Here is a 20,055-nt window from a genome sequence, read left to right as displayed (position 1 = left end):
GATTAAACCAACGGTTGTCGTCCCCTTCTTTATCATGTCGTGCATTTCCATAGGTATTTCCATAGGTTATATTCCCCCATGTGTAGTCGTCAGCTTCACATGCTTCACACCCTTCAAGCTCATTATACTCTCTGCTAACTCCTTTATTCGCTTTGCATCTCCTTTCATCACCACTACCTCGAAACAGTTCTCTTCATCGAGATGTATATGTGTTGCTGTTTTTATCATACCCAGGTAATGATGCTGCACTTCTGTTAGCTGGTCGCCCAGACCTCTCTGGCTATGATCGTAGAGGTAGGTTATGGTCCCTATTTCCTCGCCTGACTCTCGCTCCATCCACTCATACTCCACGATATAAGCCCTGATTGCATCTCTTATCCCTTCCGACCTCGATGAATATCCTCTTCCCCTTATTATCCTATCGAATTTACTCAATAGATTAGAGGGAAGAGACACCCCTATCCGGGTCAGCTCTTTCTCTTCTTCCATTCTTATCCCCCATCAGTTCCAGTATATGTCTTATTATTCCTTCTACCTTACATAATGCGCTTGAATTATATCTCTTTATGCGAACCACGCGGGATTTAAAGCCCCGCTTACTGAGCTCTTCTTCCAATTCCACTTCGTCAAAAGTCTGATCATAACCTATTGCTATTATGTCTGGTTTAATACTATATAAAGGTTCATACATATCCTCTTCGCTACCCAGCATCGCCTTGTCAACCACACGCAAAGCGGAGACCATCCTCAACCTCTGTTCCTCTGGTATAACCGGAGTTCTCTTCCGCCTCTTCACGTTTATATCCCTACCAACGATCACATAAAGCTCGTCACCCAGCTTCTTCGCCTCCTCAAGATAGAGCAGGTGTCCCGGATGAAGTATATCAAACGTACCAGTTGCTAAGACTCGTACCATCCTCAATCATCCCCTATCTTCTATCTCCATTATCTTCAGCCCCCTCTCTTCTCCCTTTGAATTATAACATCGCCAGCAATCACCATCATACGGGTAAAAAGTGATGATATGACAGTTTCCAGTCCTGGCGAAGATGAATAAATCCTGTGCCGAAGGCCTCTCTGCGCCTGGACCTGGATACGGATGGTTGTGGACCGAACCGATATAACTAATTCCCAGTGGCATCATATCCAGGCGTATGGATGCATTCCTATCAGAGGAGAGCATACCCGGAAGAAGAAGAACATCGCTAATGACATCACCATCGGCTGACAGCATACCGATAAATTCGTAGGGATGATAGGACTTACTCACTTCCAGTATAAAATCCAGAGTAGTTCCCGCTATTCCCTCGATTCTTCTCCTCTTGCTCATCTAGCTTAATCCTCGCTATTTTTCATAAGTTAAAGAGTTAAAGGTTAAAAATAAAACACCCCTCTGTCTTTACATCCTCTTCTCCTGGTAAAGAGCCAAATTTCGCACTCAGCAATAAATCACCCAGCTCATAATTTAATACCCGCGCTATGCCCACGATTGAAGTGGTTGGTCTCGGATTCACATCCACCACATATGCCCTGCGCTCCCCTTCACTGCGTACTACAAAGTCTATTCCGATATATCCGCTACATCCCAACGCAGCTACAATCTGCTTGCTCATATCCAATATCTCCCTCTCTGCATCCACATGGTAAGGGACCAACCCACCTGTATAACGGAGACGGAGCCTTCCAGTATGCTCCATGCGTATAAACTGCTTATTCACTGTTAGTGGTAATGCTCCTGAAGAGCCAGCAACCACACTGCTGCTTATATTCTCTCCTTTTATATATTCCATAGTAATAAACCCGTCACCAGGATTGTACCTCTTTGTGCTTTCTATTATAAAGACATCCTCAGAAGCACATCCGTATCTCGGTTTGATTACATATTTCCTGCCCGGTATCCATGCATCCGCAACAATTTCAGGTACCGGAATACCTGCTTCACTCAGTATCTCTGTAGTCCGCAGTTTATCTGTGCAAATCCGAACGCACTCGCAGGGGCAACCGAGATTGACGGTGTTCGATTCCACGATCTCGGTGAGAGATAAAAGCAGCTCATCTGGTGCAATGACAATTCCAGCATCACAGTCCTTCGATAGTTTATCCACCGCAGCTTCGAAATCACGTTCCTGCATGGGTGAGATGACTTCATTACCCAGCCTCTCAAAGCTCTGTTTCAGCGTGATTAACATCGCTCTCCCCTCTTTTTGCAAAGACATCCCTTCTCCACCGCGCGAACCCACTGAATACTCTGCCACCATTATCCTCATTTATCACTTATCTCTTCACTTCTTCATTGCGAGTGTTTTTCCATATCCAAGCAGTTTTGCCAATGCGAGTAGTATGTTCATGAAATAGTCATTATGCAGCGTCCGCCCTAAATCCCTCTCCCAGTCACCCTTGATAGCATCGAATCTCTTTTTTGTTGCTTCCGTAATTTCACCAATGCTTGATTGAAAATCTGTTCTCTCCCGCGTTCGTATCTCGCTCTCCATCTCCAGTTTCTCTTCTTTCTTTCGCGCTGAACCAATGATATTCAGCGCCCTTGCCAGCGTGGAGAGCTTTATTGGCTTATCTCTTATCCTGTTCTCTTCCTCCAGTATCTCCTCCACCGTTATTGTACCATTCTCTATCCGTTCGCGGTATTTCTGCAACCAGCCTGGACCACTACCCTTCTTCTCTTCATTCACTGCGACTGCGGTTTCTGATCCCGCAGGACTGGGACTGGTTTCTGATTCTTCAGCACGATGCAGCCCGGAAGTCTGAAAGCCCATGGCATTTATCGCTCTCGTCACCGTGGACAACTTTATTGGCTTATCTCTTATCCTGTTCTCTTCCTCCAGTATCTCCTCCACCGTTATTGTACCATTCTCTATCCGTTCGCGGTATTTCTGCAACCAGCCTGGACCACTACCCTTCTTCTCTTCATTCACTGCGACTGCGGTTTCTGATCCCGCAGGACTGGGACTGGTTTCTGATTCTTCAGCACGATGCAGCCCGGAAGTCTGAAATCCAAGGGCATTTATCGCTCTCGTCACCGTGGACAACTTTATTGGTTTATCTCTAACCCTGTTCTCCTCTTCCAGTATCTCCTCTACCGTCACCGCTCCTCGCTCTATTCTATCCCGGTACTTCAATATCCAAGCTGGCGCCCTTTCTATCCTACCCATCACCCATCTCTCACTTTTTATTAGGCAATTAAATATAAAGAATAATTTATAATACGGAGAAACGGAGAAATAGGTAGGAAGAAAAAATAATACAGGTGGTGAGTACAAATTCCCTGCGGAAAGAAGAGAAAGATAGCGAAGATGCGAAAGCATAAGTTGAAGAAGCGAAGGAAGAAGATGCGATATAAGAAATAAAGGAAGGTGAAATGAAAGAACAGACTGAGGTAAGGACTCTAAAAGAGGGTAGATATGTTGTGATAGAGGATGAGCCTTGTACGATAGTGAGTATAACGACATCGAAGCCAGGAAAGCATGGAGCGGCAAAGGCGCGGATAGAAGGAATAGGTGTATTTGATTCTCAGAAGAGGACTGCGATTCAGCCAGTTACTGCGAAGATATATGTGCCTGTGATAGAACGCAGAAGTGGTCAGGTGCTTTCTATCACTGATGATACGGTGCAGGTTATGGATCTGGAAGATTATTCAACGATTGAGATAAAGGTACCAAAAGAATTGAAGGAGAAGGGTAGGATTGAACCGGGTAAGGAGATACCTTTTTTGCATTATGAGGGGAGATACAAGATAGATATGAGATAATGGGAGGAATGGGAGGTATCATAAGGATAGGATGGGCGAAAAGAAGTTAATTGGTAAGATAACACATTATTTTCCAAAGATCGGTGTTGCTGTGGTAGAATTGCGAGATGATATAAGAAAAGGTGATAAGATACGAATAGAAGGTGCTACTACATCCTTCGAGCAGCAGGTGGAGTCGATGGAGATAGAGAATAAGAGGGTGGAGACTGCCACGATGGGACAGGCAATAGGGTTAAAGGTGGAAGAGAGGGTGAGACCCAATGATAGTGTGTACAGAATAGAAGAAGGGGAAGGGGAAAGAGAAGAGTAGAATAGAAGCAAAGAGATGAAGAAGGGGTGGGAGATAAAAGTAAGGGATGTGATGGTGGAAGATGTTGCTTATGTAACGGTTCCAGGAACGCGAGAGGAGTTGATGGCAATTTGCAAATCGAGATATATCTCTGGTGCTCCGGTGGTCAAGGATGGGAAGTTAGTAGGAATAGTAACGAGGCAGGACGTGTTAAAGAATCCAAATGAGGAGCAGATAGCGCTACTCATGACCAGGAACCCCTTCACAATCGGTCCAGACGCGAGCATAGTCGATGCATCAAGGCTTATACTGACAAATAAGATTCGTCGTTTGCCCGTTGTGGAAGGTGAGAGACTTGTTGGTATAATCTCTGTTGCGGATATAGTTCGGGCGATAGCAGATATGGACTTTACTGAGCCGATAGGCGATTACATAGCTGATGAGACCGTAGCTGTATGGGATGAGACGCCTCTGTCGGTAGTGGGACGGATAATGGAGCTTGCATGTGTAAAAGCAGTACCAGTCCTGAATACAGAGCTCGAGCTGGTGGGGCTTATAGCCGACCGGGACCTGATAAATGCTGCGATAATTGAGGATAATACAACGGATTCAGACCTCTCTTTAGGCTCGGATGAGGACGAATGGACATGGGAAGGCATGAGAGATACAATGAGGTTATATTATAGTGTATCAAAGATAAGCTTACCGAAGAGACCTGTGAAGGAGGTAATGGTGAAGGAAGTAATAACTGCGACCCGTAATTCAACGGTGAGCGAATGTGCGAGAGTGATGAGCAAGAACAAATTTGACCAGCTTCCTGTTATTTCAGCGCGTGGTAAGCTGGTGGGCTTATTACTTGATAGGAACCTTCTTAAGGTTTTGGTGTAGATGGGTGATAGAAATGTTAGGAGGGCTTTTCAGGCAGCGTAGAGCCAGATACGATATGAGCGAGGATGAGAAGTTCTATCTGATGAGCTGTTCAGACTTGCTGGGTGAGATAACGCCGGTTATAGATGGTATAGGAGTCATGCATGACTTCTTCTGGGAGAAGATAAGCGAGAGGAAATATGAGGAAGAGATGCAGAAATGCAAAGAGACTGCGAAGAGCACATTAAATGAAGCGGAATGTATAAAGGCACCAGAACGTTTTAAGGAGATGCATGACCACTTTGTGAAGGGACTGAGATACTTTGAGCAATCTTACACTGAGTCTAAGGTATATCTGAGTGATAAGCAGCGGGAGCATATAGCGGAAGCGATAAAACTTGCATTGCTTGGTAGTGCCGAGCTCAGAGATGGCAACAAGCAGTGGGAAAGGATAAAGAACGAGACGCGGGTGGAGGGATAAGATAAGAGTAGAGAGTATAAATCTCATGGTGGCTGTGAGAAGAGATAGCGTGGAGGAGCTTGCACGGCGAAGAGGTTTCTTATGGCAGGCTTATGAGATATATGGCGGTTCATCGGGTTTTTATGATTATGGTCCCCTTGGTGCGAGCTTGAAGCGGCAGTTGGAGGCGGTATGGCGACTTTTTTATTCGCTTGAGGGCTTTTATGAGATAGAGAGTCCAAACATAGCACCTGGTGAGGTATTCATGGCATCAGGTCATCTGGATTGCTTCACTGACTCCACTGTGGTATGCAAGAACTGCAATAGATTCTTTCGCATTGATGATGAGATAGTAGCAGGCAGTAAGTGCCCTGAATGTGGTGGCGAGCTGGAAGCAGCTGGTGAGTTCAATCTGATGTTTCAGACGAGGATAGGTGTGCCGAAGATGGATATGAAGAAGAGTGAAGGGTATCTGCGACCGGAGACGGCGCAGGGGATTTTTATCAATTTCCAGAGGCTACTCAGGTTCAACCGTGATAAACTGCCATTTGGTGTTATACAGATAGGGAAGGCGTATCGAAATGAGATTTCACCCCGGCAGAGTCTCATCAGATTGAGAGAATTCACAATGGCGGAGGCTGAAGTCTTTGTTGATCCGCGGGAGAAGAACTCACATCCTGGTTTCGATGCGGTCAAAGCCACAGGGATATTGATAAACCCTGCGGAAGAAGAAGAAAGGGAGATGAGCCTTGGAGATGCAGTTAGAAGTGGTATAATCGCGAATGAATATCTGGGCTATCATATAGCGAAGGTGAAGGAGTTCCTGGAGAAGATTGGCATTCCCACAGACCGATTGAGATTCAGACAGCATAGAAAGGACGAGATGGCACATTATGCCCGCGATTGCTGGGATGCTGAGTTTTTAAGTGCGAGGTACGGATGGATGGAGATAGTAGGCATTGCAGATAGAGGTGATTATGACCTCTCGGCGCATGCTTCTGCTTCAAAGGTGGACATGAGTCTGCATTCCCCACATGGTAAAATAGTACCACATGTGATAGAACCCTCATATGGTATAGACCGGATATTTTATGCATTGCTTGAGAGTGGGTTTGCAGAGGAGCGAGTGGGAAAGGAGAACAGGCGAGTATTGCGCTTAATACCGGGACTTGCACCGATAAAAGTGGCTGTGTTCCCATTACTCAATCGAGAGGAGCTGAAGATGAAAGCGAAGGAGGTGTTTCAACGCCTGAAGCGAGAGCTGGTATATGTGGACTATGACGATTCTGGCAGTATAGGTAGGCGATACAGGCGTCAGGATGAGATAGGCACGCCCTATTGCATCACCATAGACTATCAGACTCTGGAAGACAACACCGTCACGATAAGGGACAGGGACACGATGCAGCAGCGCAGGGTTAAGATAGATGAGTTATCGGGGGAGCTCATGAAGTCCCTCAAGAGCTTACAGATATGAAATCTCGTAATTTATCACTTAAGTGTAGGCCTGTGGCACTGTTTAACTCCTCTATACTGCTGTATGGTCTGCTCTTGATTATTCGCGCGGCATTACGAGCACCAATACCTGGTATCGCCTCTATTTGATACATCTTAGCTGCGTTTATCGGTAGAGGATACTCAATTGCCGTAATGGAGCGCATCCCATAATCTATTACCTTTGCATCAACGAATTCATTACGTTTATACTGACCGACAACGCCAACAAGGATAGGATACGAGCCCAGCTGTCGAGCAAAGGTGATTTTACCAGCTTGAGATTCGCATCTCAGGTCTCTGAGCACAGTGCCAAACGGGATAATCCGTTTGAGCATTTCGCGGTCTATATTCTCGCGAACCTTTCTCTTGAACAATTTGAAGTGGCGTTTATGCCGCTTCACGTTTCTATAACCAAACTCAGCGATAGGCGTATGTGGGAGTATCTTCACCTGCCGGATATTAATTCTACGAATAAGCAAGTCCTGACGGAGGAGGCTCAGCAGGAACTCATAGTTCAGTTCGAAGGTCTTTTTGGTCTCTCCCTTCAGTCCGAATACGAAGTTCAAGCCTGGCAAGAGTACGGGCATCCCATTTGTACCACGTGCTCTGCCGAGGGTGTTCATCATAGAGGTAGCGAAGAGGACCTCATCAGGATAAACGGCGAGATTATTCGCTTTCACAACCTTCTCATCTACACTCTCCATCCCGAAGGCGGCGACATTACCCGCTGTTTGGAATTCCACAATCGTCTTCAGTACCTCTCTGCTCTCTTCAGGATACATTACAATCGTTCTCGGGTTGATGTTATCGAGATGAAGAGTCTTTATTCCGGGGCACAGGCGCCAGATAGCGATATGGAAATTCCGCATTCGCTCAGGTTCAGGCTTCGGATTCGGATTGGAGAGGTCGCTCATGTAGGTCAGGAAATCTGATTGCTTACCGAGTCTGAAGTGCCTTACACCGAGTGAGTACAGGCGTTCAAATTCAGCGAGAACGCATTCAGGAGGTCGCATCCACTTATGCTGGAATCGTTCTATACAGAAAGAGCATCTTGACCAGTAGCATCCCCTGTAGGTCTCCATCTCGCATATAACATAAGGGAAATCGGGATGCTTTCGCACCACTTCGGCACCGAGCAGTGCAAACCTGTTCAGGTCTGCTCCTTCTCCTTTTGATGTCGTAGCATGGGTTATCCTGAGCATACGTTCATACAGGCGCTCTTCAAAGGGGTAATCAATGATTTCAAGCATGGGCAGCCTTTCTCGCTCTTCTTTACTCAATTCCAGTGTGATTGGACCAACAAGGATGTTATGGTTCGCGATAGCGACCTGCGGCAGTTCTTTCTTCGTGAGTGGCACACCACCGAGGTATTTACCCGGTACCACCGCGCCCGCGATGATGACCATGAAGTCGAAGCTCTTGAGTTTCGCTCGTAACTGCGCATCGGTTCTGAACTGATCTATTGTGAGATAGGTGCATGATAAATCTGCGTCCTTTATCGCTCTGAGCATGCCCCAGATATAACGCGGATAGGGTGCGATATAGGGAGGAACGCCAAGACAGGAGGGCTCATCCACATAGCCATCGAGAATCGCTATCTTCATATATCCTCCACTACATAGGTATTCCAAGATGGTATAGGTATATTATTGACACATGAATAGAGAAGATAGAGAATAGGGAGATGCGGATGAGCATCGAGGGCATCGGGGATAAGCTATTAAAGAAGGCACGAATCATTGCTGATTACCAGTTTGGCTCAGGTACTGGTAAGGCACTGTTCCCGGAGTGTGAGGAGTTTGAGTTCATCCTTACGAGGAGTGGGCGAATGTCGCAGATAAAGGATAAGTATAACGGCAGGCGAATAGCGACGTTGAGGAGTTTTGACGGCTTGTTCACGCTCGGCATAGAAGGCGCTGAGCGACTACAGCGATTCCTTGTGTATCCACGGATGCGAGTTGTTATGAATGATGCGGTCAGTGAATACATAAGAGCGGGAGGGACAGCCTTCTGTAAACACGTGATAGATGTTGACCCTGAGATAAGAGCATACGATGAGGTCATAGTGGTTGATGAGCGAGATAACCTGTTAGCGACGGGCAAAGCGATGTTATCCCCGGAGGAGATGCGAACATTTGAGCATGGAGTGGCAGTTAAGGTGCGATATGGTGTAATAAAAGCTTGAGGGGGATTATGGAGGAAGAAGAGATCTGGGAGGTGCTGAGGGAGAAAAGGCTCAGTATCTCTACCGCGGAATCATGCACAGGTGGTCTGTTATCTCATTTAATAACGAATGTGCCAGGCAGTTCTGACTATTACAGGGGCGGCGTGGTCGCGTATGCAAATGAGGTAAAGGAAGAAGTTTTGCATGTACCCCGAGAGATAATAGAGAGGGAGGGGGCGGTGAGTGCTGCATGTGCGAGGGCGATGGCAGAGGGTGTGAGGAGACTGCTGCACGCGGATGTGGGCATTGCCACCACGGGCATTGCGGGTCCAACCGGGGGTACACCTGATAAGCCTGTTGGATTAGTTTATATAGCATTGGCTACAAAAAATAACGTCTATCATGAGCGGTATATCTTTCATGAAGATAGAGAAGGGAACAAGCATAAGGCGGCAGATGCCGCATTTAGGTTGTTACGAGGGCATATATTATCAAGGGCTCGTAGCTCAGAAAGGTAGAGCAGCGGGCTTTTAACCCGTCGGTCGCGGGTTCAAATCCCGTCGAGCCCGTTAAAGAGCAAAGATGAAGAAGGGGAAAGTTTCGATACTAGAACATGAGTTAGTGCCCTTGCACGAAGTGATGACAGAGCGAGAAGTGGAAGAGCTTTTGAATAAGTATAAGATAAAGAAGGAACAACTACCAAAGATTAAATCCAGTGATCCTGTAATAAAAGAGATAAAGGCGAGAGAGGGGGATGTGGTCAGGATAATGAGGAAGAGCAGAACAGCGGGGAGGTTCATATCTTACCGATTGGTAACGAAGTAAGGGGGGATAAATAGATATGTTGGATAGAAGTGTTCTTGCAAAGGCATATTTCAAACGGGAGAAGATAGCGCAGCATCAGCTTGATTCCTTTAATTACTTCCTTGAAGCGGGTATGCAGAACATAATAGATGAGCAGTCAGGCATAGAAACCACGATCGCTGGTGAAGATGAGCGAGGGAAGTATAAATTGTGTGTAAAATTCGGCAAAATACGGGTTGGCACTCCGAAGGCGAGGGAAGCGGACGGCTCTTATGAGAGGATCTTCCCTTTCCAGGCTCGTTTACGGAATTTAAACTACACAGCTCCCATATATCTCGGAATGCAGCTGGTGAAGAGCTATGAGAGTGGCGAGGATGAGCCGGAAGGAGAAGAGAAGGAGGTAGAGATCGGTGAGCTTCCTATAATGCTGAAATCCAAGAAGTGTAACCTCTATGGGCTCTCAGACGACGAACAGATACTGGTCGGCGAAGATCCGCTCGACCCTGGTGGCTATTTCATCATAAATGGCTCTGAGCATGTGGTAATTACGCTGGAAGACCTCGCTCCGAACAGGATATTCGTCAATTTTGAGGAGCGGTATGGGAATAAGACGGTTGTTTCCAAAGTCTTCTCTCTTAAACACGGATTCAGAGTCCCGATAAGGGTGGAGATAAACAAGAGAGGCATACTTGAAGTCTCGTTCCCAGCAGTGCCCCGGAAGATAAACTTCGTAACGCTCTTGCGTGCCTTGGGGCTCGAGGGCGATGAAGCGATAATAAAAGCGGTCTCTGATGATCCAGAGATAGAGAAATATATCAAAGAGAACATAGAAGAGTGCGAGGTGAAGACGCAAGAAGAGGCGATAGACACACTGGGTCGAAGAGTCGCACCAGCGCAGGCGCGTGAATTCAGAGAGAGGCGCGTGAACTACATCATTGACCGGTATTTCCTGCCACATCTTGATGATAGGATTGCAAAGGCGCATTTTATAGGTAGAATGGCTGAGGCATGTTATGAGCTATCCCTGGGGCGGCGTGGCGAGGATGACAAGGACCATTACGCAAATAAACGGCTGAAACTCGCAGGGGACCTGATGGAGGACCTGTTCAGAGTCTCATTCACCAAATTGGTAAAGGATATGCGGTATCAGCTGGAACGTGCGAATATGCGAAGCCGGGAATTGAAGCTTGTAACTGCTATTCGGTCTGATGTGCTCACCGAGCGATTACTGCATGCACTGGCGACCGGGAACTGGGTTGGTGGGAGAGCAGGAGTATCACAGTTACTGGAAAGGAGCAATTATATTGCTACGCTGAGTCATCTCAGACGCATAATATCTCCTTTGTCAAGAGCGCAGCCGCATTTTGAAGCTCGGGATCTCCATCCAACACAATGGGGTAAGATATGCCCTACCGAGACGCCTGAGGGTCCTAATTGTGGTTTGGTCAAGAATTTCTCGCAGATGGTCGAGATAACAGTGGGAGTAGACCCTGATAGTTTTAAAGATGTTTTATATTCCCTTGGTATCATACCGCCCGCTCGTTCCATGGATATTGATGCCAGGATCAGAACTCGTGTATTTGTGAACGGTGATTTCATAGGTTTTGTTACAGAGCCTGAGCGATTTGTGGAGGAAGTACGGCGAATGAGAAGGCGGGGAGAGATATCTACGCAGTTGAACATAGCACATTATCAGGATAGGCGAGATATAATCATAAATTCAGATCGTGGTAGAGCGAGGAGACCGGTGATAATCGTGGAGGATGGTAAACCTCTGGTCACAGATTCACATATAGATAAATTGAAGAACGGGGAAATAGGATTTGATGACCTTGTGAAGGAAGGGGTGGTAGAATATTTAGATGCGGAAGAGGAGGAAAACGCACTGATCGCAATGAACGAGGAGGACTTGAGATGTGGAGTGGATTACACGCATCTGGAGGTTGATCCATCGTTGATCCTGGGTATTGTTGCGGGTCTTATACCCTATCCCGATCATAATTCATCACCCCGTAACACAATGGGCTGTGCTATGCTGAAACAGTCCCTTGGTATTCCCGCTGCTAATTACAAGCCCCGTGCTGATACCAGAACGCATATACTGCATTATCCGCAGAAGCCGATAGTGAATACGAGGACTTCGGAACTTATCTTACATGGTAAGAGACCTGCAGGTCAGAATTTCGTCGTTGCTGTATTGAGTTATGAGGGTTATAATATGGAAGATGCGCTGATATTGAATCGCGCAGCAGTGGATCGTGGTCTGGGCAGGAGTCATTTCTTCAGAACTTACGAGGGCGAGGAGAGAAGGTACCCTGGTGGTGAGGAGGACAAGTTCGAGATTCCAGATACGGAGACAGTGGGTGTGAGGAGTCATGAAGCCTACAGCCAGCTGGACGATGATGGGATAATAAATTCTGAGGTGGAAGTGGCACCGAATGATGTCCTGATAGGCAAGACGAGCCCGCCAAGGTTCTTGGAGGAGACTACGGAGCTATTAAGCCCTTTAGAACGTAGAGACACCTCTGTTTGTACTCGTTCCAATGAGCGTGGCATAGTTGACTCGGTTGTACTCATGGAATCGAGTAGTAACCGTCGTTTGGCGAAGATCAGTGTTCGAGACCAGAAGATACCAGAAGTGGGGGATAAGTTTGCATCCAGACACGGTCAGAAGGGCGTCATTGGACTGATCGTACCACCGGAGGACATGCCATTCACCGAGGACGGGATTATTCCCGATATGATCATAAACCCTCATGCCATTCCTTCCAGGATGACCGTAGGGCACGTACTGGAGATGATAGGGGGTAAAGTAGGAGCGATGGAAGGGCGCTATGTTGATGGAACGGCATTTACAGGTGAGTCGGAGAGCGAATTAAGGGCTGCTCTCGAACGCCTGGGCTTTTCGCCCACCGGCAGGGAAGTGATGAGGGATGGTAAGACAGGAGAGCGGATAAAAGCCGATGTATTTATTGGGGTCGTGTATTATCAGAAGCTGTATCATCTCGTATCAGCGAAGATGCATGCGAGGGCGAGGGGACCAGTTCAGATATTAACGAGACAACCGACAGAAGGTAAAGCGAGAGAAGGTGGGCTTCGGTTCGGGGAGATGGAGCGGGATGTTCTCATTGGATATGGTGCCGCGATATCACTTAAAGACCGTTTATTGGACGAATCAGACAGAGTTGTTGAGCTGGTGTGTGGTAACTGTGGTATGATTGCAAGTCGCGATCCGAAGACCGGCTCTGCGTATTGCCCCAACTGCGGTTCTGATACCGACATATACCCTGTGGAGATGAGTTACGCGTTCAAATTACTCCTTGATGAGATGAAGGTGATGTGTATCGCACCGAGGTTGATACTGGAGGAAGCGGTCTGAGATGAGAACGAAGAGGATAAAAGCAATAAAGTTTGGGCTGCTATCGCCCAAAGAGATAAGGAAGATGAGTGCTGTGAAGGTGATTACAGCAGACACCTATGGGGAGGATGGTTTTCCAATAGAGATGGGTCTGGTGAATCAGCGGCTGGGAGTTATAGACCCCGGGTTGAGATGCAAGACCTGTGGAGGTCGTATGGGTGAGTGTCCTGGTCATTTCGGGCATATTGAGATCGCTGCACCGGTCATACATGTGGGTTACGCAAAAATAATCTATCGGATACTCACTGCCACATGTCGTGAATGCGGACGCGTGTTGCTGAGCGAGGAAGAGAAGCGGCGATATTTAGAGGCGATAAAGCGTCAGAGGGAGAAGCAGGCGGATGTGAATGAAGTGGTGAAATACATCTTCAAGGAAGCGGCGAAGAACGAGGTGTGCATGTACTGTGGCGAATATTTCAGCATAGAGGCGGAAGGTCTGGATGAAGAGTTGGATAACAAGAGCAGTGTGGGTAGCGAATTGCGTGAAAGGATAGAAGATAGAGGTTTTTCTGTCTCTAAGAATGCGTTATTACGGAGGGAGATAGACCCTGAATGTCTCTTCTGCTGGAGCAGGGTTCCGGGCGGTGATAACGAGCGGCTGCTAAAGTTCCTGATACGAGATTTTGAGCTTACATGGGTGAAGAACGCGCATGTCAGTATTAGCAAGAAGGATGACAAGACGCTGGTGATATCCGCAGGTAAAAGATCAGTTGAGTTCTCACTCAGTCCGAAGAGGGACAGGACAACCCTCAGGTTAGAGGATGGCAGCAGTTATGAGTTCCCGGTTAAGAAAGAGGGAACAGAACTCTTCGTATACAAGTACAGATGGCTGATAACCGATAAGGAGAAGGTTTACGTATTGAAGAGGGTTCAGGATAAGCTGGATATATACTGTGGAGTGCGTCAGAAGCAGATAAAATATGAAAAGCCAACCACGTATAAAGAGATAGATGAGGATGGCAAAGAGCGGAGATTAATGCCCACTGACGTGCGTGAGCGGCTTGAGCGGATACCGGATGATGATGTTGCACTATTTGGCATGGACCCGAAGAGTGCGAGACCAGAATGGATGGTCCTCACCGTGCTACCTGTGCCACCGGTTACCGCGCGTCCATCCATCACATTGGAAAGTGGACAGCGGAGTGAAGATGACCTGACACATAAACTGGTGGACATAATCAGAATAAACCAGCGATTTATGGAGAATAGAGATGCTGGTGCGCCGCAGCTGATAATAGAGGACCTCTGGGAGCTACTTCAATACCATGTGAGCACCTATTTCGACAATGAGATACCGGGAATACCACCAGCCAGACATCGAAGTGGTAGACCACTGAAGACGATGGCACAGCGGTTGAAAGGTAAAGAAGGGCGATTCAGGGGTTCCTTATCAGGTAAGAGGGTGAACTTTTCAGCCCGAACTGTAATATCTCCTGACCCTGATATAGAGATAGACGAGGTAGGCGTGCCAGAAGAGATAGCGAGGGAGCTGACGATCACCGTCAATGTGACAGAGCGGAACCTCGAATTGATGAAGGAGACCGTACGTCGTGGTAAGAATCATCCTGGTGCGAACTATGTAAGGAGAGCAGATGGTAAAAAAGTGAAAGTGACGGAGAGCAATCACGAGGCTCTGGCTGAAGAGTTAAACATAGGATGGAAGGTGGAGCGGCATCTGGTTGATGGGGATATCGTTCTATTCAACAGGCAGCCATCTCTCCATAGATTGAGTATAATGGCACACTATGTGCGTGTGATGCCGGGTAAGACTTTTAGATTGAATCCAGCGGTATGCCCACCGTATAATGCTGATTATGATGGTGATGAGATGAATCTGCACGTACTGCAGACGGAGGAGGCACGTGCGGAGGCGAAGATTCTGATGGAAGTACAGCGGAATATCATATCACCGAGATTCGGCAGACCTATCATCGGTGGTATCCACGATTACATTACAGGCTTGTTCCTGCTCACCAGGGGTAAGAGGAAGTTTAAGAAGGAAGAGGCGCTGGATATATTGAGGGATATAGATGTTGATGATCTGGAGGAGCCTGCGGGCGTTATGGATGATGGGAGCCCCTACTGGACCGGGAAGCAGATATTCAGTGCGATTTTACCACCGGGCTTGAATCAACAGTTCCGCGGTAAGGTATGTGAGAGATGTGAGGAGCGGGGTTTGGGATGTGAGAAGGAGAAATGCCCACGTGAGGCATACGTTGTGATAAGAGATGGTAAATTGATAAGCGGAGTGATAGACGAGATGGCAATAGGTTCATTTAAGGGTATGATAATAGACCGAATATTCAGGGTTCGGGGTGAGGAGGAGGCGAAGAGATTCATAAAGAAAGCTTCTCGACTTGCTATTAACTATATACTGCAAGCAGGTTTCAGTTTTGGTATAAGTGATGAGGACATACCGAAGGAGGGAAAAGAGCAGATAAGGGAAGTGATACAGGAAGCGGAGCAGAAGGTAGAGAGATTGATAAGGGCGTACGAAGCAGAAGAACTGGAGGCGTTACCGGGCAGGACGCTGGAGGAGACGCTGGAACTGCTGATAATGCAGGAACTTGGGCGTGCACGTGATGAAGCGGGTGAGATTGCAGGTAGGTATCTTGGGATTGAGAACTCAGGGGTGTTGATGGCGAAATCGGGTGCGCGGGGTTCTATACTCAATCTAACTCAAATGGCAGCCTGTGTGGGCCAGCAATCGGTGAGAGGCGAGAGAATAATGAGAGGGTATCAGGGTAGAACACTGCCACACTTCAAGCCTGGAGACCTGAGTGCAGATGCTCGTGGGTTCGTTCGTTCTTCATTTAAGGATGGATTATCACCCGCTGAGTATTTCTTCCATGCTATTGGAGGGCGTGAGGCACTGGTGGACACAGCGGTTCGGACTTCTCAGAGTGGCTATTTCCAGCGTAGATTGATCAATGCTCTGCAAGACCTGGAGGTGAAGTACGATGGTACAGTCAGGGAGACGAGGGACACCGTTGTTCAGTTCAGGTACGGAGAAGACGGAGTAGATCCTTCGAAGAGTATGGGCGGTAAGAGTGTGGATATAGATGAGATTTTAAGAGAAGAGATAGGAGCAAGTGCATAGCTATGAGCGCTGGGGAGAGAGATATAGTGAAAGAACTGATGAATATGGGTATAGAGCGGGAGATAGCGGAATTAATGGCAGAAGAGTTCAGTGTATCAGAACTAAATGTCGGTCGTGATGAGCTTTTAGCAGCAGGGATCGAGGAGTACTATGCAGATGATATATTGAAGATACTGGGCATAGAAGAGGGCGGAGAAGTAAAGTTCAGTGATATAGAGTTAAGGGTGAATAGGAGCTCATTACCGGAGAAGCTAAAGGCGGAATTGAAGGACAAGCTGAGAGCAGTGCGGAGAGAGCTGAGCAGAGAGAAGCTGGATTCTATTCTGAACAGGGTGGAGAGGGAGTATGAGAATGCAAAAGTAGAACCCCGGGAGGCTGTTGGGATTGTGGCAGCGCAGTCAATAGGAGAGCCTGGTACGCAGATGACGCTTAGAACTTTTCATTATGCCGGTGTCGGTGCCATATATATAACTCTGGGATTACCACGGATAATAGAGATAGTGGATGCAAGGCGGAAACCGTCCACGCCGGCGATGAAGGTGAGGTTGATGGGGGAGTACGCTTCAGATCGGCATAGGGCGGAGATGCTGGCAATGGAGATAGAGGAGACGCATATAAGAGATGTTGCTAAAGTGGAATCATCCACGGAGGATATGTGCATCATGATTTACCCGAATAAAAGGGAACTATCGAGGCGGGGAATAGAGGAAGGGGAAGTGAGAGATAAGATAAAGAGCATGGATATGCCCATACAGGAGAGTGAAGATGGTAAACTTAAAATATATACGAGGAATAACTCATATCATGAACTGCTCAGGCTTGAGGAGCGGGTATCAAATATGCTTGTGCGAGGTATAGAAGGGATAAGGAGGGCGATAGTACGTAAGAGTCCTGATGGTGAGTATATGCTGTATACGGAGGGGTCGGCGTTGAAGAAGATATCTAAGATAGAAGGTGTAGATTTCAGCAGAACAACAACGAATAACATAGCGGAGATAGCGGAGGTACTGGGCATAGAAGCTGCTCGTAATGCGATAATTGATGAGATGATAAACACGCTGGAGGAGCAGGGTCTGGATGTGGATGCCCGGCATGTAACATTAATAGCAGATGCGATGACAGTGGAGGGGGAAGTGAAACAGATAGGAAGGCATGGCCTGGCAGGAGAGAAAGCATCTGTGCTTTCAAGAGCTGCCTTTGAGGTCACGGTGGATAACCTGCTGGAGGCTGCCATACATGGTGAGATAGATGAATTGAAGGGAGTTACGGAGAATGTCATTGTGGGTCAGCCCATAAGATTAGGTACTGGTGCAGTGGAGCTGGTAGCAAAGAACTATGGTGAGTTACGATGACAAAGGCAAAGCGGGTTGAATACACTGATGTGAACCGGGAATTACAGAAGGTGATAAGTGATGGTAAAGTGGTGTTAGGTGCGCGAGAGACGAAGAAAGCACTGAGGAGAGCGGATGCGAAGCTCGTTATTCACGCCTCTAACTGCCCGCAATCTTTGAGATATGAATTTAAAGAGCTGTGCGAGGAGGTAGGTGTTCCCCTCTACGAGTACCATGCAAACAGTCGTGAGCTCGGACTTGCATGTGGTAAGCCTTATTCTGTGGCATCGTTATGTGTTGTGGACACAGAGGGAACGGATATTTTAAAGGTTCTTGCATCTTCATCTTCAAAGGTTAGTGGTAGTGGCAGTGGTAGTGGTAGTGGTAGTGATGAGAGATGACAGTTAAGCTCGATACCGAAGGGATAAGGTGCATAGGAGTATTCGAGAGTCTTACAGGTGCGGGTGTCAAGGACTGTATCCTGGATAACGATAGGGTGATAATGGTGGTGAAGAAGGGCGATATGGGGTTGGCTATTGGTAAAGGTGGTTCAAACATAAACAAGGTGAAAAAGCTCTTGAAGAAGAACATTGAAGTTGTAGAGCACTCATCGGATATAAAAGAATTCATAGAGAACCTGCTGCGCCCTGCAGTGGTGAAGAACGTGGAACTGCTAACGACGAAGGATAACAAATGCTATGCCTACGTGGAGGTCTCAAACAAGGACAAAGGTATCGCAATAGGAAAGAACGGGGAGAAGATAAAGAGGGTGAAATTACTGGTGAAGAGGAATCAGAATATAGATAATGTGATAATAAAATAGAGTGAGTTTTATTTAGTTGCGCATTATCAAGGTTAATAGGGTTAACATAGATGGGAAGAGGATTATACGCGGCAAGGAAGGCGAAGAAGGATAGGAAGAAGTACCGCTGGCGTAGTGCAAAGTATGCCCGTAGGGCATTGCAGTCAGCGAAGAAGAAGGATCCGCTGGAAGGTGCGCACATGGCGAGGGCGATAGTGCTGGAGAAGGTGGGAATAGAGGCGAAGCAGCCGAACTCAGCTATAAGGAAGTGTGTCCGTGTGCAATTGATCAAGAATGGTAAGCAGGTAACGGCATTTTGCCCTGGTGATGGTGCCATAAAGTTCATAGATGAGCATGATGAGGTTCTGATAGTTGGAATGGGAGGCAGGAAGGGTAGGTCATACGGTGACCTCTCTGGTGTGAGATTCAAGGTGGTGGCAGTAGCCGGCATATCACTGACTGAATTGATAAAGGGCAGGAAAGAGAAGGTTGTCAGGTAGTGTAATCGTACGTAAGGTAAGATGCAATTTGATAAGATATTTGATAAATGGGAGATAAAGGAAGTGGAGATAACGGATATGGGAGTACAGAGGCATATCTCGCTCCGGCCAGTCTCTGCTTTACATACAGGTGGCAAGCATGCGAAACAGCAGTTTGAGCAGGCGAAGGTTTGCGTGGTGGAACGGCTGATCAACAAATTGATGAGGACAGAGAAGAACACAGGCAAGAAATTGAAGGCGTACAAGATAGTAAAGAACGCTTTTGAACTGATATACCAGGATACAAAACAGAATCCGGTTCAGTTGCTTGTGGATGCAATCCAAAATGCGGGACCACGGGAAGACACGATTAGATTGCGATTTGGGGGTATTCTGGTTCCAAAGCCTGTAGATGTGACCTCACAACGTAAAGTGGACCAGGCATTGCTATTCATCGCACAGGGCGCGCAGCGGTGTGCATTCAGAAGCAAGAGGAGTATAGAGCGGTGCCTTGCTGATGAGATAATCAACGCGGCGAGGAATGCCAAATGCTACTCGATAAGCAAGAAGGAGGAGAAGGAGCGGATAGCAAAAGCGGCACGGTGAGTAAGTAGTAACTAAGCATAATAAGTTTATATGTATATGAGATATATTAGAAGATGATACCAGAAGGGTATCGAATAAAAAGGAGGTTTTAGGTATGGAATATAGGGAAAGAAGAGGACCGAGCTCACCAATAAATGTGGGCGACGTCTACGATGTGCAGATAGAGGATGTAGGAAGAGAAGGCGATGGAATAGCACGTGTGGAAGGATTTGTCGTGTTTGTACCGAACACGAAGAAAGGAGATAACGTGAAGGTACGAATATCGAAAGTATCGAGACGAGTTGGATTTGGAGAAGTAGTATCAGAATAGAATTCGGTTACACTTCTATTTATAATCCTTTTTTCTCTCTTTTCTATTTTTTGATTTTTTGTTTTGTTTTTTTGTTGCAGAGCAGAGAATTTTGGGCTCAAATTCATTGTTTATCCGCTTTACTTCGCATATCTGTTCCCTGATAAGTTTGAACATACAGTTTAA

22 protein-coding genes and 1 tRNA gene are annotated in these 20,055 nt (G+C 47.0%); 17 read left to right on the top strand and 6 right to left on the bottom strand.

Annotated features, from left to right (window positions below):
• Positions 1–66: 66 nt before the first annotated feature.
• The 5 genes from nikR to J7J01_02325 are packed head-to-tail and all read right to left on the bottom strand — an operon-like array spanning position 67 to position 3,167.
• Positions 67–489, bottom strand: a complete 423-nt coding sequence (gene nikR / locus J7J01_02345; GenBank protein MCD6209731.1) for a nickel-responsive transcriptional regulator NikR — start codon at positions 487–489, stop codon at positions 67–69.
• Positions 440–916 (bottom strand): FAD synthase, encoded by a 477-nt coding sequence (locus J7J01_02340; GenBank protein MCD6209730.1) that lies wholly within the window; start codon positions 914–916, stop codon positions 440–442. Before J7J01_02340 ends, nikR begins: the two co-directional genes overlap by 50 nt.
• Before the next feature lie 6 nt (positions 917–922).
• Positions 923–1,330 carry a hypothetical protein gene (locus J7J01_02335; GenBank protein ID MCD6209729.1) on the bottom strand — a complete coding sequence of 136 codons (408 nt, stop codon included), beginning with the start codon at positions 1,328–1,330 and terminating at the stop codon, positions 923–925.
• Positions 1,331–1,367: 37 nt separating this feature from the next.
• A complete protein-coding gene (locus J7J01_02330) occupies positions 1,368–2,267 on the bottom strand; it encodes an ATP-grasp domain-containing protein (protein MCD6209728.1) in 900 nt (299 codons plus the stop codon).
• A 15-nt stretch (positions 2,268–2,282) separates the two neighbouring features.
• Positions 2,283–3,167 carry a hypothetical protein gene (locus tag J7J01_02325; GenBank protein MCD6209727.1) on the bottom strand — a complete coding sequence of 295 codons (885 nt, stop codon included), beginning with the start codon at positions 3,165–3,167 and terminating at the stop codon, positions 2,283–2,285.
• 206 nt (positions 3,168–3,373) lie between these two features.
• On the opposite strand from J7J01_02325, the gene J7J01_02320 reads away from it, so the two are divergent.
• The 5 genes from J7J01_02320 to glyS are packed head-to-tail and all read left to right on the top strand — an operon-like array spanning position 3,374 to position 6,856.
• Positions 3,374–3,763: a translation initiation factor IF-5A gene (locus J7J01_02320; protein ID MCD6209726.1), complete on the top strand. Its 390-nt coding sequence runs from the start codon at positions 3,374–3,376 to the stop codon at positions 3,761–3,763.
• Positions 3,764–3,794: 31 nt separating this feature from the next.
• Complete coding sequence (locus tag J7J01_02315) at positions 3,795–4,073, top strand: hypothetical protein (GenBank protein MCD6209725.1); 279 nt, start codon at positions 3,795–3,797, stop codon at positions 4,071–4,073.
• Between the two features lie 15 nt (positions 4,074–4,088).
• Positions 4,089–4,940 (top strand): CBS domain-containing protein, encoded by an 852-nt coding sequence (locus J7J01_02310; GenBank protein ID MCD6209724.1) that lies wholly within the window; start codon positions 4,089–4,091, stop codon positions 4,938–4,940.
• A 13-nt stretch (positions 4,941–4,953) separates the two neighbouring features.
• Positions 4,954–5,400: a hypothetical protein gene (locus J7J01_02305; protein MCD6209723.1), complete on the top strand. Its 447-nt coding sequence runs from the start codon at positions 4,954–4,956 to the stop codon at positions 5,398–5,400.
• Between the two features lie 25 nt (positions 5,401–5,425).
• Complete coding sequence (gene glyS, locus J7J01_02300; GenBank protein MCD6209722.1) at positions 5,426–6,856, top strand: glycine--tRNA ligase; 1,431 nt, start codon at positions 5,426–5,428, stop codon at positions 6,854–6,856.
• Here glyS and J7J01_02295 read toward each other — a convergent pair.
• Positions 6,837–8,480: a radical SAM protein gene (locus tag J7J01_02295; GenBank protein MCD6209721.1), complete on the bottom strand. Its 1,644-nt coding sequence runs from the start codon at positions 8,478–8,480 to the stop codon at positions 6,837–6,839. The genes glyS and J7J01_02295 overlap by 20 nt on opposite strands.
• Before the next feature lie 86 nt (positions 8,481–8,566).
• Here J7J01_02295 and J7J01_02290 point away from each other — a divergent pair, with 86 nt between their 5' ends.
• From J7J01_02290 to J7J01_02235, 12 genes are all read left to right on the top strand, one after another.
• Positions 8,567–9,061, top strand: coding sequence for a hypothetical protein (locus J7J01_02290; GenBank protein ID MCD6209720.1), 495 nt, complete (start codon positions 8,567–8,569; stop codon positions 9,059–9,061).
• 8 nt (positions 9,062–9,069) lie between these two features.
• The gene (locus J7J01_02285) at positions 9,070–9,558 is read left to right on the top strand and encodes a CinA family protein (GenBank protein MCD6209719.1); all 489 of its coding nucleotides are present in this window, start codon (positions 9,070–9,072) and stop codon (positions 9,556–9,558) included.
• Positions 9,536–9,609 (top strand) — tRNA-Lys (locus J7J01_02280). The genes J7J01_02285 and J7J01_02280 overlap by 23 nt, the downstream gene beginning before the upstream one ends.
• A gap of 13 nt (positions 9,610–9,622) precedes the next feature.
• Positions 9,623–9,865, top strand: a complete 243-nt coding sequence (locus J7J01_02275) for a DNA-directed RNA polymerase subunit H (GenBank protein MCD6209718.1) — start codon at positions 9,623–9,625, stop codon at positions 9,863–9,865.
• A 16-nt stretch (positions 9,866–9,881) separates the two neighbouring features.
• Positions 9,882–13,223, top strand: a complete 3,342-nt coding sequence (locus J7J01_02270; GenBank protein ID MCD6209717.1) for a DNA-directed RNA polymerase subunit B — start codon at positions 9,882–9,884, stop codon at positions 13,221–13,223.
• Between the two features lies 1 nt (position 13,224).
• On the top strand, positions 13,225–16,362 hold the full coding sequence (locus tag J7J01_02265) for a DNA-directed RNA polymerase subunit A' (protein MCD6209716.1): 3,138 nt from the start codon (positions 13,225–13,227) through the stop codon (positions 16,360–16,362).
• A gap of 2 nt (positions 16,363–16,364) precedes the next feature.
• A complete protein-coding gene (gene rpoA2 / locus J7J01_02260; protein MCD6209715.1) occupies positions 16,365–17,714 on the top strand; it encodes a DNA-directed RNA polymerase subunit A'' in 1,350 nt (449 codons plus the stop codon).
• Positions 17,711–18,094 (top strand): 50S ribosomal protein L30e, encoded by a 384-nt coding sequence (locus J7J01_02255; protein ID MCD6209714.1) that lies wholly within the window; start codon positions 17,711–17,713, stop codon positions 18,092–18,094. Before rpoA2 ends, J7J01_02255 begins: the two co-directional genes overlap by 4 nt.
• On the top strand, positions 18,091–18,516 hold the full coding sequence (locus J7J01_02250; protein ID MCD6209713.1) for a NusA-like transcription termination signal-binding factor: 426 nt from the start codon (positions 18,091–18,093) through the stop codon (positions 18,514–18,516). Before J7J01_02255 ends, J7J01_02250 begins: the two co-directional genes overlap by 4 nt.
• A gap of 50 nt (positions 18,517–18,566) precedes the next feature.
• A complete protein-coding gene (locus tag J7J01_02245; GenBank protein MCD6209712.1) occupies positions 18,567–18,995 on the top strand; it encodes a 30S ribosomal protein S12 in 429 nt (142 codons plus the stop codon).
• 21 nt (positions 18,996–19,016) lie between these two features.
• Positions 19,017–19,580 (top strand): 30S ribosomal protein S7, encoded by a 564-nt coding sequence (locus J7J01_02240; GenBank protein MCD6209711.1) that lies wholly within the window; start codon positions 19,017–19,019, stop codon positions 19,578–19,580.
• Positions 19,581–19,674: 94 nt separating this feature from the next.
• Positions 19,675–19,890, top strand: a complete 216-nt coding sequence (locus tag J7J01_02235; GenBank protein MCD6209710.1) for a TRAM domain-containing protein — start codon at positions 19,675–19,677, stop codon at positions 19,888–19,890.
• Positions 19,891–20,055 lie beyond the last annotated feature (165 nt).

The organism is Methanophagales archaeon (assembly GCA_021159465.1).
In the GTDB taxonomy this organism is placed as follows: domain Archaea; phylum Halobacteriota; class Syntropharchaeia; order Alkanophagales; family Methanospirareceae; genus G60ANME1.
Note: the sequence above shows the minus strand (reverse complement) of the source record. Positions and strands in the feature narration are given on the sequence as shown.

What these genes read in the sequence shown, in the direction of transcription:
- J7J01_02320 (MCD6209726.1), top strand. Translation starts at nt 3,374, where the DNA reads ATGAAAGAACAGACTGAGGTAAGGACTCTAAAAGAGGGTAGATATGTT.
- J7J01_02265 (MCD6209716.1), top strand. Translation starts at nt 13,225, where the DNA reads ATGAGAACGAAGAGGATAAAAGCAATAAAGTTTGGGCTGCTATCGCCC.
- J7J01_02295 (MCD6209721.1), bottom strand. Translation starts at nt 8,480, where the DNA reads ATGAAGATAGCGATTCTCGATGGCTATGTGGATGAGCCCTCCTGTCTT.
- J7J01_02245 (MCD6209712.1), top strand. Translation starts at nt 18,567, where the DNA reads ATGGGAAGAGGATTATACGCGGCAAGGAAGGCGAAGAAGGATAGGAAG.
- rpoA2 (MCD6209715.1), top strand. Translation starts at nt 16,365, where the DNA reads ATGAGCGCTGGGGAGAGAGATATAGTGAAAGAACTGATGAATATGGGT.
- J7J01_02325 (MCD6209727.1), bottom strand. Translation starts at nt 3,167, where the DNA reads ATGGGTAGGATAGAAAGGGCGCCAGCTTGGATATTGAAGTACCGGGAT.
- J7J01_02305 (MCD6209723.1), top strand. Translation starts at nt 4,954, where the DNA reads ATGTTAGGAGGGCTTTTCAGGCAGCGTAGAGCCAGATACGATATGAGC.
- J7J01_02240 (MCD6209711.1), top strand. Translation starts at nt 19,017, where the DNA reads ATGCAATTTGATAAGATATTTGATAAATGGGAGATAAAGGAAGTGGAG.
- J7J01_02270 (MCD6209717.1), top strand. Translation starts at nt 9,882, where the DNA reads ATGTTGGATAGAAGTGTTCTTGCAAAGGCATATTTCAAACGGGAGAAG.
- nikR (MCD6209731.1), bottom strand. Translation starts at nt 489, where the DNA reads ATGGAAGAAGAGAAAGAGCTGACCCGGATAGGGGTGTCTCTTCCCTCT.
- glyS (MCD6209722.1), top strand. Translation starts at nt 5,426, where the DNA reads ATGGTGGCTGTGAGAAGAGATAGCGTGGAGGAGCTTGCACGGCGAAGA.
- J7J01_02310 (MCD6209724.1), top strand. Translation starts at nt 4,089, where the DNA reads ATGAAGAAGGGGTGGGAGATAAAAGTAAGGGATGTGATGGTGGAAGAT.
- J7J01_02335 (MCD6209729.1), bottom strand. Translation starts at nt 1,330, where the DNA reads ATGAGCAAGAGGAGAAGAATCGAGGGAATAGCGGGAACTACTCTGGAT.
- J7J01_02235 (MCD6209710.1), top strand. Translation starts at nt 19,675, where the DNA reads ATGGAATATAGGGAAAGAAGAGGACCGAGCTCACCAATAAATGTGGGC.
- J7J01_02330 (MCD6209728.1), bottom strand. Translation starts at nt 2,267, where the DNA reads ATGAGGATAATGGTGGCAGAGTATTCAGTGGGTTCGCGCGGTGGAGAA.
- J7J01_02340 (MCD6209730.1), bottom strand. Translation starts at nt 916, where the DNA reads ATGGTACGAGTCTTAGCAACTGGTACGTTTGATATACTTCATCCGGGA.
- J7J01_02275 (MCD6209718.1), top strand. Translation starts at nt 9,623, where the DNA reads ATGAAGAAGGGGAAAGTTTCGATACTAGAACATGAGTTAGTGCCCTTG.
- J7J01_02315 (MCD6209725.1), top strand. Translation starts at nt 3,795, where the DNA reads ATGGGCGAAAAGAAGTTAATTGGTAAGATAACACATTATTTTCCAAAG.
- J7J01_02255 (MCD6209714.1), top strand. Translation starts at nt 17,711, where the DNA reads ATGACAAAGGCAAAGCGGGTTGAATACACTGATGTGAACCGGGAATTA.
- J7J01_02285 (MCD6209719.1), top strand. Translation starts at nt 9,070, where the DNA reads ATGGAGGAAGAAGAGATCTGGGAGGTGCTGAGGGAGAAAAGGCTCAGT.
- J7J01_02250 (MCD6209713.1), top strand. Translation starts at nt 18,091, where the DNA reads ATGACAGTTAAGCTCGATACCGAAGGGATAAGGTGCATAGGAGTATTC.
- J7J01_02290 (MCD6209720.1), top strand. Translation starts at nt 8,567, where the DNA reads ATGAGCATCGAGGGCATCGGGGATAAGCTATTAAAGAAGGCACGAATC.